The following is a 10780-nucleotide window of genomic DNA, read 5'->3' on the forward strand; positions in this document are numbered from 1 at the left end:
GGGGGCCTTCGGCAGGAGAGGACGTCAACAGGTGGATACGGCCGATCGGCCGGGCGACGAGGCCGCCCGCGCCGCCAACAGCACGCTGGTGCACGACTTCGGGCTGCTGATCAAGGCCGCCACCCGGCTGGAACACCGGATCGACAGCGCCCTCAGGCGGGAATGCGGGATCAGCCACACGATGTTCGAGGTCCTCATCAGGCTCTGTCGCCGGCCGGGCGAAGAGGTCACCCAGCGCGTGCTCGCCGACGACCTGACGCTGACCAGCAGCGGCGTCACGCGACTGATCGACCGCATGGAAGAAGCCGCCGTGGCCCGCCGTGTGCCGTCGCCCGAGGACCGTCGCAGCGTGCTGGTCGAGGTCACCGACCACGGTCGCTCCGTCTTCCTGCGGGCCGCCGAGGTGCACTCGCAGGTCGTCGAGCGCTACTTCGTCACACCGGTCACCCCGGAGGACTACCCGCGACTGACCGGCTCACTCGGCAGGATCCACCAGGCGCTGCGCGACGACTGAGGGGTGCGCGACCCGCCGCGGTGTGTCAGCGGTCGAACTTCCAGGTGACCCGCGGCTTCGCAGGGTCCCCCTCGACGTCGATCACGCGGACGGGAATGGAGATCCGTCCGCCGTCGGACCGTGCCGTACACGTCTCTGCCGCACCGACCACCGCCTTGAGATGGGACGGGCAGGAGACGTCGTGGATCTCCCGTCCGAGCCAGGGAAGCGGGTGGTACCAGCCCTGAATGCGCGCCTCCAGGATGGTGTGGGCGACCGCCAGACGACCGTCCGCCTTCACGTAGAGCCCCTGGGCGACGGGGTCCACCGTGGTGTGCTGCAGATCCTTGGCGGCGCAGAGCCATGTGACGACACCGGTCACGGCGGCCACGGTGACCGCACCGCCGACGGCGCCGACGAGGAAACCGCGCTGCATCTCGTACTCCCGGGCTCGGGTTCTGGACCTGCGGACAACCTTGATCGAGTGGAGCAGGTGGCTCCACTCTCGCCCACGGACACGGGTGTGCGCCTCGACCATACGGCCGATCCCCGGCCCGGCCCCGCCGCCCTTCCTCGGCCGATCAGCCGATCGTCCGGCCCCTCGGCACGACGGCGACGCCGGGCCGAAGCCGCGGACGCTCCATCTCGTCCCGCGGGTCCACGCCGAGCGGCCCAAGGTCCGGCAGCAGTGGGCCGGCGTGGCCGCGGAGCCCCACGGCGCCGCCGCATGACGCCGCCGACCAGGCGTTTCCCACGGCACGGGCAACGGGACAACCCCGGGAAACGCCTGGCCGTCCCGGGCTCCTGACGACAACGTGAGCACCGTCGATCTCCAGGGAGCGCCGTCGCACGATGCGTCGGCCCCGGGGCCGAACTCACGTAGGGAACTGGGCCAGTGATCAGTTGGAATCGTGTTTCGTCCGCCGCACGGCGGTCCGTCGGCGGCAGGGTCCTGTCCACGGCTGCGGCCGCGGCACTGCTCGCCGGCGGCATGACGCTCCTCGGGCCCGCGGGCTCGGCGCAGGCCGCGGCGTCGGACTGCGAGGGCGGCAGGAACGGGTTCATCGACATCTCCGACAACGCCTACGACACCACCGCCCGCCAGGTGACGCTGTGGAGCGAGGGCATCAACATCAGTCTGCAGTACGGCAACATCCGCGGCGTCCAGCGCGGTTGGGCTCTCATCGCGGGTGACGTGCAGCCGGGCAACCAGGTGTGGCTGGACTGGACCCGGGACGGTGGCCGGACCTGGATCCAGTGCGGGCCGTTCGCCTCGCGAGGCGGCGAGAACAAGACGAGCGCGGCCCAGCGGACCAGCACGGACGCCAACTGGAAGTTCCGCGCGTGCGGTTCGACCCGGTCCGGCATCCACTGCACGGACCCGTGGTGGTAGTCCGACCCCGGTCCGCGCACCCGCACCCCCGCCCGCGCCCCTGTGCGGCTCCGCACGACCTCCGTCCGACAACCGTGACGACGAAATCCCTCTGGAGATGCGCATGAACAAGTCACGCACCGTGCTCGCGCTCGCGACGGCCGCCCTCGTGGTGGCGCTGGGCAGTCCCGCCGTCGCCGCGCCTGCCCCCGTCGCCGGCAAGGGTCCCGGGCCGGCCCACTGCGTCCTCGTCCTCGACGAGGTGAAGCCCGGCGAGAGCACCTCCCACGTCAGTCTGCACCAGTGCTTCAAGGGTCCCGACGCCTCCGCCCGGGCCGCGGCGGCCGTACCGCGAGCGGCGGCGCAGACGGAGCTGATGACCTGGGCCGAGCACGCCGACTGGGGCGGCGCGTACACGAAGGTCTACGGCAACGCCGGGCCCTGTGACGCGGCGGGCTACAGCTTCAGCCCGAACAGCTGGTGGTCGACGCACCTGTCGTCGCTCCTCGTCGACGGTGGATGCACCAAGGCCTTCCTCAGCGGCCCGAGGGGCAACGGCACGTTCGGCCGCTCCGTGTCCTACGTCGGCGACACGCTCAACGACGCGGTGACGTACGTCAAGATCTGGCGCGGCTGACCGGGCCGGCACGGGGCGGAACCGGTCGGATCAGGGGTTTCCCGGTCGTCGCGCCAAGAGGCAACGGGAAACCCCTGGTCCCGGCCGCCCGCTGAGGCCACGGTGAGGCCAGTTCCGCCCCTGAGCCACACGGGGGCCTGATCGAAACGCGGTCCGGACTGTGGGCGCCACGACACGTGGCACGGCCGCGAGAGGAGAACCGGATGAGAACACTGCGCCGGGGAGCGGGGCTGGTCGCCGTGATGGTGACCGCCCTTCTCCTGGCCCTGCTTCCGACGACCGCGGCCCAGGCGGCCGGTACGGGGGAGCAGAACTGGTGCGCCGTGCAGGGCATCGCCTCGCCCGAGGCGAACCGTGTCATCGACGCGGCCTGCGCGGAATGGCGCGCGCGGACGGTGTACACGTGGGGCGGAGGCCATGGACCGGCGCCCGGCCAGAGCTACGGCACCTGGGACCTCAGCAGCCCGAGCCACTTCGAGGAGACCGCGCTCGACCCCCAGACCCGCGGGTTCGACTGCTCGGGCTTCGCGCGCTGGGCCTGGTCCAGGGCCGCGGGGCACGACATCCTCGGCGGCGGGACGGCCTGGGAGATGTATGTCAACGCGGGGCGGACGTACAAGCAGGTCAAAGGCGCCGGCGGAGGCAAGCCGGCCGTGTCCGACATGGAGCCCGGCGACCTGGTGTACACAGCGGTCGGCGGTCAGGTGCAGGACATCACCCACATGATGATCTACCTCGGGGGCGGCTATGTCGTCGAGGCGTACCAGTCGCAGCTGCCGATCCGCGTGATCGACATCAACTCCCGCATCAGCAATAACCGTCTGGTCGGGGTGACGCGGATGCCGCAGGGCAGCCCGTTCACGGAACCCACGGGCTACGACGGCACGCTCCAGGTGACCTGGGGCACGGACGTCGCCGTGCGCCAGCACCCCAACCGCTCGGCCGGTCAGGTGACCCGGCTGTCCGGATCGGACATCGTGTACGCCAAGTGCCAGCAGCGCGGGGAGCGCGTCACCGCGGAGGGCTACACCAACGACGCCTGGACGTATCTGTCCAACCGCGGAGGCTGGATCAGCAACATCTTCCTCAGGGGACCGGCCTGGCTGCCCGAGGTGCCCACCTGCTCAGGGTCCGACCACGACTCGCAGATCGGCCCCGGCGGCGGTGGAAACGCCGGCCAGGGCGGCGCGTACGGCACGTGGGGCACGGACGTGGCGCTCCGCTCCCAGCCGTCCACCGTCAACGGAACGACGGTCGCCCGGCTGGCCGGCCCCACCTCGGTCGCCGTCAGCTGCCAGATGCACGCCCAGAGCGTGACGTCGGAGGGCTACACCAACGACGCCTGGTCCTACCTGCCGCAGTACGGCGCCTGGATCACCAACATCTACATGAAGGGCGACGCCTGGCTCGCCGGGGTCCCGGCCTGCGACGGCAGGGGCACCGCGACCCCCGTCGGCACGCACGCCTACAGCACATGGGGCACCGGGGTGGCGATCCGCAGCACGCCCTCCGGTGGCGCGGGCGTCGTGACCCGGCTCTCCGGTCCGACCGGAGTGGCGGTCTCCTGCCAGAAGCACGCCGAGAGCGTGACGGCCGAGGGATACACCAACGACGCCTGGTCGTACCTGCCCGAGTACCAGGGCTGGGTCAGCAACATCTACATGAAAGGCGACGCGTGGCTGGACGGCGTCCGGAACTGCGTGATTCCGGGCATCAGTTGACGGGTCCCGTCGGCTGATCCCACATCCACCGCCCCGGTAGGCAGGCTCACGGGGGGCCCGCGTACCGGGGCGGTTTCCCGAACCGGCCGCAGTCCTCATCTGCCGCTCGCCGACCGGTCTTTGTGACACTCGTCACTTCCCGTCATGCCTCAGATCCCCCGTTCCCGTCCGGGCTTAGCATCCCCCAGACACACGGTCGCCGACCTGACCAGTCGGCGTCAGAAACGGCGCTCCGCGCGCCGTTGGCCTCGGGGGCACACCACTCATGGACCACAAGGACGGCGGGTCGGCGCACCCGCCGACCGCCGCTCGACGGCGGCCGCAGCAACCGTCGTTCGGCGTCGCGCTTCGCGAACTGCGCCTGGAACGCGGCCTGTCACTGGCCGACCTGGCGCGGATCACGCACTACAGCAAGGGCTATCTGAGCAAGATCGAGAACGGCAGGAAGCCGGTCAACGGCGATGTCGCGCGGTTGTGCGACGACGCTCTGGCGGCCGACGGCGCGCTGCTCGCCCTGCTGCCGCCGGCCCTGCGCGATGAGCCGTCGGGGCAGGGCGACGGCGAGAGCTGTCCGTACCCGGGCCTGTCGCCCTTCGGTCCGCTCGACGCCGGGCGGTTCTTCGGGCGGGAACAGGCGGTCGCCGCGCTCCTTCAGCGCATCGCCCAGAGGTTCGGCCGAGGGCCGGTGGCCGTCGTCGCGCTCTCCGGGTCGGGCAAGTCATCGTTGCTGGGCGCGGGCCTCGTCCCCGCCCTCGCGGACGGCGGGCTCGGCGCCGGTCCCGTCGGGCCCCTCCCCGTCGACGTCCACCGCGTGCCGCCCGCCGACGCGGACGCCGAAGCCGGCGCCGGCGCGGACGCTCCGATCGTGATGTGCACCCCCACGGCACGTCCGCTGCCCGCTCTCCTGCACGCGCTGCGCGCCGCACTGCCCGCCGGAGTCCTCGACCACCTCCACGACGACGGCCCGCCCGGCGAGCGGGCCGACCGGCTCGTGGCGGCCCTGCGCTCCTGGGCCGTCGCCGCGCGGCGACCCCGCGGCTGTGTCGTCATCGTCGACCAGTTCGAGGAGGTCTTCACCCTCTGCGACGACGAGAGGGAACGCGGAGCCTATGTCACGGCGCTCGCCGCACTCGCCGGCGGCGGCGACGGACCCGAGGCGGGCGGACCGGCGTTCACCGTGGTTCTCGGGGTGCGCGCAGACGTCACCGGACGCTGCCTGGAGTACCCGCCCCTGGTCCCGGTGGTCAGCGACGGGCTGTTCGCGCTGGGCGCGATGACCACCGACGAACTGCGGGAGTGCATCGTCCGTCCGGCCACGGCGACGGGCACCTCCCTGGAGCCGGGACTGGTCGAGCTGCTGCTGCGCGACCTGGGCGCGGCCGACACGCCGGGCGCCGGGGGCAGCGGCCCGGACCCGGCCGTCCCGATCGGCCGGCCCGGCGTCCTCCCGTTGCTCGGACACGCCCTGCGGGAGACCTGGCAGCGGCGCACCGACTCCACCATGACCGTGGCCGGCTATCTGGCGACGGGCGGGATCCACGGCTCCGTCGCCGCCGCGGCCGAGGACCTCTTCGCCGCCCTGTCACCGGTCCGGCAGGACGCCGCCCGCAGGCTGCTGCTGCGGCTGGTGCGCGTCGGCGAGGACAACGAGGCCTCCCGCCGGCCGCGCACCACGACCGAACTGCTCGACGGGCTGCGCGACCCGGCCGCCGCGCGGGCCACGCTCGACGCACTGGTGACGGCCCGTCTGCTGACGGTGGACGCCGACCGTGTGGAGATCGTGCACGAGGCCCTGCTGCGGGTGTGGCCCAGACTGCGCACCTGGGTCAGGACGACGCGCGCCGATCTGCTCCTGCACCAGCAACTGGGCGCCGCCGCCCGCGAATGGGACCGCGAGAACCGCGACCCGAGTCTGCTCTACCGCGGCGCCCGGCTGACGGCGGCCCGGGAGTGGGCAGCCGGTCCCAGCGGCCGGGACAGCGTGCCGACGCCCGTGGAGGCCGACTTCCTGCGCGCCTCCGACCACGAGGAGGACCTGCGCCGCCGCCTGGCGCGACGCCGGGTGCGCCAGCAGCGGACGGGGGTCGTCGTGCTGACCGTCCTGCTCGCGCTGGCCCTCCTGGCCGGCGCGACGGTCTTCGAGCAGCGCACCTCCGCGGACGAACAGCGCAGGACGGCACTGTCGCAGGCCATGGCGGCCAGTTCCGCGCAACTCGCGTTCGGGCGGCCGGAGGCCTCGATGCTGCTGGCGGAGTCCGCCTATCGCACCTCGCGGACCACGGAGGCGCGCAGCGCTCTGCTCAGCACGCAGGCCAACGCATTCGCGGGCCGGCTCACCGGGCACCGTGGAGCGGTGAACAGCGTCGTCTTCGGCCCCGGCCGGCGGCTGCTGGCCTCGGCCAGCTCCGACGGCACCGTGCGGCTGTGGGACGTCGCCGCCCGACGGGCCGTGGGGGAGCTCACCGGTCATCACGGGCCCGTGCGGTCCGTGTCCTTCTCGCCGGACGGGCGCACCCTGGCCTCGGCCAGTTCGGACGCGACGATCCGGCTCTGGTCGGTGTCCGAGCGGCGTCGGATCGCCGTCCTGACGGGACACCGCGGCCCCGTCCGCGCCGTGAGCTTCTCGCCCGACGGCCGCACGGTGGCCTCCGCAGGCCAGGACGGCACCGTGCGCCTGTGGGACACCCGCACCCACCGTGAGACCGGGCGGCTGCCGGGGCACTCCGGCGACGTCCTCGCGCTGGCCTACGCCCCCGACGGCTCCCGCCTGGCCAGCGCGGGCTCCGACCGCACCGTACGGCTGTGGAATCCGCACACCCTCCGCAACGTCGGCGTCCTGAGCGGCCACAGCGGCGATGTCCTCGCCGTGGCGTTCAGCCCCGACGGCCGGGTGCTCGCCACCGGCGGCGCCGACCGCACCGTACGGCTGTGGGACCCCGCAACCCACCGGCAGACCGGCCTTCTCGCGGGGCACGACGACGACGTGAACGGCCTCGCCTTCGGACCCGGCGGCCACACGGTGGTCTCCGCGGGGGGCGACGGCACCATCGTCCGCTGGGACGTCCACACCCGCCGCGCGGTCGACTCCTTCTCGGGGCACACGGACTACGTGATGGCCGTCGCCGTCGCGGAGAAGGGCGACCTGCTGGCCACCGCCGGCTTCGACGGGACCGTGGCCCTGTGGGATCTCACCGGCCACACCCTCAGCGTCTACCCGGTCAGCGAACTGTGGAAGGCCGCCTTCAGCCCGGACGGCCGGATGCTCGCCTCCGCGGCGACGGACGGCGCCCTGCAGCTGTGGGACGTGGCGCGCCGCACCCTCGTCCGCACCCTGACCGGCCACAGCGGCGCGGCCTACGCCGTGGCGTTCAGTCCAAACGGCCGGTGGCTCGCCTCGGCCGGCGCCGACCACACCGTGCGGCTGTGGCCCGTCGCGGCAGACGGGGGCGACCCGGTCGTGCTCGGCGGTCACACCCGTGCCGTGTTCGACGTGGCGTTCAGTCCGGACGGCCGGTGGCTCGCCTCCGCCTCGGCCGACCACACCGTACGGCTGTGGAGGATGTCGTCCACGGGCGGTCCGGCCGGGACGCGGGCCACGGTGCTCACCGGGCACACCGACTTCGTGAACTGCCTGGCCTTCAGCGGCGACAGCGCCACTCTCGTGAGCGGCAGCGACGACCTCACCCTGCGGCTCTGGAACGTCTCGCGCGGCAGTCTCGGCACCGTCCTCACCGCGAAGGGCGGCTCGGTGCGCGCGGTGGCCTTCGCCCCCGGCGGCCGCTCCCTCGCCAGCTCGGGCAACGACGGCGTCATCCGGATGTGGGACGTGGCCGGGGCCCGGGTGACGGGGCTGCTCGGCGGGCACGCCGGCTCGGTGCGGGGGCTGGCGTTCAGCCCCGACGGGCGCTCGCTCGCCAGCAGCGGCAACGACCGCACGGTACGGCTGTGGGACCCCGTGCGGGGACGGCTCGTCGCGACCCTGACCGGGCACGCCCGAGCGGTGTGGAGCGTCGCCTACGCCCCGGACGGCAGGAGGGTCGCCAGCGCCGGCAACGACGGCACCGTCCGGCTGTGGGACCTCGGCATCACCGACCGCGTGGCGGCCCTGTGCCGTGTGGTGGGCCCGGTCGACCGCGGACGATGGCAGCGGTTGCTGCCCGGATACGCGTACTCGGGAACCTGCGCGGCCTGACCGCCCGGGCGGGCGGCGGCGCCCCGGACCGGCAGGCCCGAAGCCCCGCAGCCGTGAAGCGCCGCAGCCGTGCCATCGCGGTGCCCCGTCGACGCTCGGCCGACGGCCTGACGGCCGGGCGTCGACGGCAGGTTCCCGGGTCCGGACGGCCATGGCGCCGGCGGGGTTCTCCAGAGCGCCGGCGCGGCCGGACGTCGTGTCAGACGGCGGGGGAGGTCTGAGGAGGGGTCTCGGCCTCCGCAGCGGGGGCCTCGAGGTGCCGTCTCTCGTTCCGCCAGGACGCCGCCCAGGCGAGCACCGCGCCGCCCACCGCATAGGCGCCGAGCACCCACACCGCCGTGGTGACGGCGTGTCCCGAGAAGTACACCGTGTTGCGGACCAGGGTGGTGCCGGCCCCCGGCGGCAGAGCCTGGCCGATCGCACTCCAGAACGCGGGGAGCAGCGGCGCCGGGTAGACGCCGCCGGAGCTCGGGTTGCCCAGCACCACGAAGAGCAGGATGACCAGCCCCGTGCCCGCGAGACCCAGCAGTGTCTGCAGCGCGAGCGCGGTCGCCGCCGAGGCGAGGACGACCAGCGTGCCGATGCCGCTCAGAGCCCAGAAGTGGCCCCCGAGCGCGTCGAAGACGGGCCCCACGACGACCGCGCCGGCGATCCCCGACGCGACCGCGTACAGCACGAGCACGGCGAGGCGGATCAGGGTGCGCTGTCGGTTGGCGGGGCGTGCACCCGCGGCCATGCCCATGATCGTCGCGGTCAGATAGCCGCCGATCACCCAGCCGAGCACGAGGTAGAAGGACGTCATCCCGCGCCCGTCACCGGTGTTGGGGGGCCGTATGTCCGTGACGGTGATCTGCCGCTTCTGCCCGGCCTCGATCTTCTGGGCGATCTGGGTGGCGGTCTGCGAGACCGACGGCCCGCCCGCCGAGGCGACCAGGAGGGTGTCCTCGGCGCCGGTCGGGTCGAAGAGGAAGGCGGCGTCGGCCTTCCTGGTGAGGACCCACTGCCGGGCGGCGTCGGTGCTCGGCGCCGCGGTCGCCTCGACCGGGTCGCCGTCGAGCGCGTTGAGCTGGGCGACGATCTTCGCGGACGCCTGCTGCGGGGCGGCGACCGCCACGGGTATCCGGTGCGGTGTGGGGGAGTGGAAGGCGCCGACGTAGGACACGACGAAGGCGAGCTGGACGAGCAGGCCGCCGAGTACGAGCCCGAAGGCCCGCAGGGTGACAGCGTCCTTGAACTCGGCAGCGAAACCGGATGGCTTGGGCTCGCGCTCGGCGGGTGATCCGCCCTGAGCGGGGGTTGAGGGTGCGTTCACGGGCGCATGATCCCACAGTCGGGTGAATCCCCCGCTCCGCTTCACCGGGACCGGCAGGGCGTTCACGCCGCCGTCGTCATGCGCGCCGTCGCTGACACCGCTCGACGGACGCATCGGCCTGCCCGGAGCCCTGCACGCCGTCTCCGCGGGACCCACCGTCTCGCTCCGGCGGCCGACGGCGGCTGAGGGCGTCGAGAGCCGGCCCGACCCGCTCCCTCCCTCGGTTCCACCGCCGTCCCCGGTCCAGGGCGCAGGGGCAGGCGGAGTCGGGCGCCGGCGTCGCCCCGACCTGATCAGGCGGGCGGCCGGGAACGTGATCAGGCGGGCGGCCGGGAACGTGATCAGGCGGGCGCGCCGCAAGCCTGATCGGGCCGGTCCGCCGCGAGCCTGATCAGGGCATGGGCCATGCGTGAGGTCGTGTCAGCCTTTGCCGACCAGGTCCGCCGGGAACGCCCCCGCCGCCAGCGCGGTTCGGGCGAAAGCCGTGCCGAGCACCGTCAGTCGTGCCACGCCCTCCGCGCCGAGATGCTCGTAAGGGGCCCGGTCCAGACGGTCCGTCTCCTGCTCGATGTCCTCGCGGAGGGCGACGCCGCGCTCGGTGAGCTCCCCGTCTCCGTCCAGGATCCCGCGGGCCCGCAGCCGGTCCGCCGCCGCGCTCCAGTCGTCCGGGCTCCAGCCGCGGCTGTTCGACACCCACGTCGGGGTCATGCCCCTGCCCGTGGCGGTGTGGGTGACCATGGCCTCCAGGCCGTCCAGACCGGCGGACATCAGGACCGCCAGGTGCCCGTCGCCGCGGTGCTCGCGCAGCAGCGTCGCCGCGTGCCAGTACGCGAGGTGCGGCTCGTCGGGAACGGGAAGGTCGGCGTGCGCCGAGTAGAGCGGCCGGGCGCCACGCCCCCCGGCCTCGGCTGCGCGCAGCGCGAGCCGCGCGGCCTCCGCCATCTCCGCGGACCCCAGGGCCTCCTCGCCCAGCAGCCGCCGCAGCGTCGCGTCGACGGCACGCAGGCGTGCCGCGAGGATCTCCTCGGGGGCGGCGACCAACCACACCGCCGG

8 protein-coding genes are annotated in these 10780 nt (G+C 73.6%); 5 read left to right on the forward strand and 3 right to left on the reverse strand.

The window, feature by feature from the left end:
* The first annotated feature begins 31 nt into the window (after positions 1 to 31).
* Complete coding sequence (locus ACN6LD_RS36185) at positions 32 to 514, forward strand: MarR family winged helix-turn-helix transcriptional regulator (protein ID WP_445045365.1); 483 nt, start codon at positions 32 to 34, stop codon at positions 512 to 514.
* Positions 515 to 539: 25 nt separating this feature from the next.
* Here the strand turns inward: ACN6LD_RS36185 and ACN6LD_RS36190 are convergent, their stop codons facing one another.
* Positions 540 to 929: a DUF4333 domain-containing protein gene (locus ACN6LD_RS36190; protein ID WP_445045366.1), complete on the reverse strand. Its 390-nt coding sequence runs from the start codon at positions 927 to 929 to the stop codon at positions 540 to 542.
* 459 nt (positions 930 to 1388) lie between these two features.
* On the opposite strand from ACN6LD_RS36190, the gene ACN6LD_RS36195 reads away from it, so the two are divergent.
* From ACN6LD_RS36195 to ACN6LD_RS36210, 4 genes are all read left to right on the forward strand, one after another.
* Positions 1389 to 1886 (forward strand): hypothetical protein, encoded by a 498-nt coding sequence (locus ACN6LD_RS36195; protein WP_319187851.1) that lies wholly within the window; start codon positions 1389 to 1391, stop codon positions 1884 to 1886.
* Positions 1887 to 1989: 103 nt separating this feature from the next.
* Positions 1990 to 2502: a hypothetical protein gene (locus ACN6LD_RS36200; protein ID WP_445045367.1), complete on the forward strand. Its 513-nt coding sequence runs from the start codon at positions 1990 to 1992 to the stop codon at positions 2500 to 2502.
* Positions 2503 to 2705: 203 nt separating this feature from the next.
* Positions 2706 to 4223 carry an NlpC/P60 family protein gene (locus tag ACN6LD_RS36205; RefSeq protein WP_319187848.1) on the forward strand — a complete coding sequence of 506 codons (1518 nt, stop codon included), beginning with the start codon at positions 2706 to 2708 and terminating at the stop codon, positions 4221 to 4223.
* Positions 4224 to 4488: 265 nt separating this feature from the next.
* Positions 4489 to 8415: an nSTAND1 domain-containing NTPase gene (locus ACN6LD_RS36210; protein WP_445045368.1), complete on the forward strand. Its 3927-nt coding sequence runs from the start codon at positions 4489 to 4491 to the stop codon at positions 8413 to 8415.
* 199 nt (positions 8416 to 8614) lie between these two features.
* On the opposite strand, the gene ACN6LD_RS36215 is transcribed toward ACN6LD_RS36210, so the two are convergent.
* Positions 8615 to 9727 carry a DUF3533 domain-containing protein gene (locus ACN6LD_RS36215; RefSeq protein WP_445045369.1) on the reverse strand — a complete coding sequence of 371 codons (1113 nt, stop codon included), beginning with the start codon at positions 9725 to 9727 and terminating at the stop codon, positions 8615 to 8617.
* A gap of 420 nt (positions 9728 to 10147) precedes the next feature.
* A partial coding sequence (locus ACN6LD_RS36220) for an SCO6745 family protein (protein WP_445045370.1) occupies positions 10148 to 10780 on the reverse strand: 633 nt, incomplete at its 5' end.

This window comes from Streptomyces sp. SAS_272 (assembly GCF_052543235.1).

Excerpts from the sequence above, each read along its gene's own strand:
- ACN6LD_RS36210 (WP_445045368.1), top strand. The coding sequence starts at position 4,489 with ATGGACCACAAGGACGGCGGGTCGGCGCACCCGCCGACCGCCGCTCGA.
- ACN6LD_RS36190 (WP_445045366.1), bottom strand. The coding sequence starts at position 929 with ATGCAGCGCGGTTTCCTCGTCGGCGCCGTCGGCGGTGCGGTCACCGTG.
- ACN6LD_RS36200 (WP_445045367.1), top strand. The coding sequence starts at position 1,990 with ATGAACAAGTCACGCACCGTGCTCGCGCTCGCGACGGCCGCCCTCGTG.
- ACN6LD_RS36205 (WP_319187848.1), top strand. The coding sequence starts at position 2,706 with ATGAGAACACTGCGCCGGGGAGCGGGGCTGGTCGCCGTGATGGTGACC.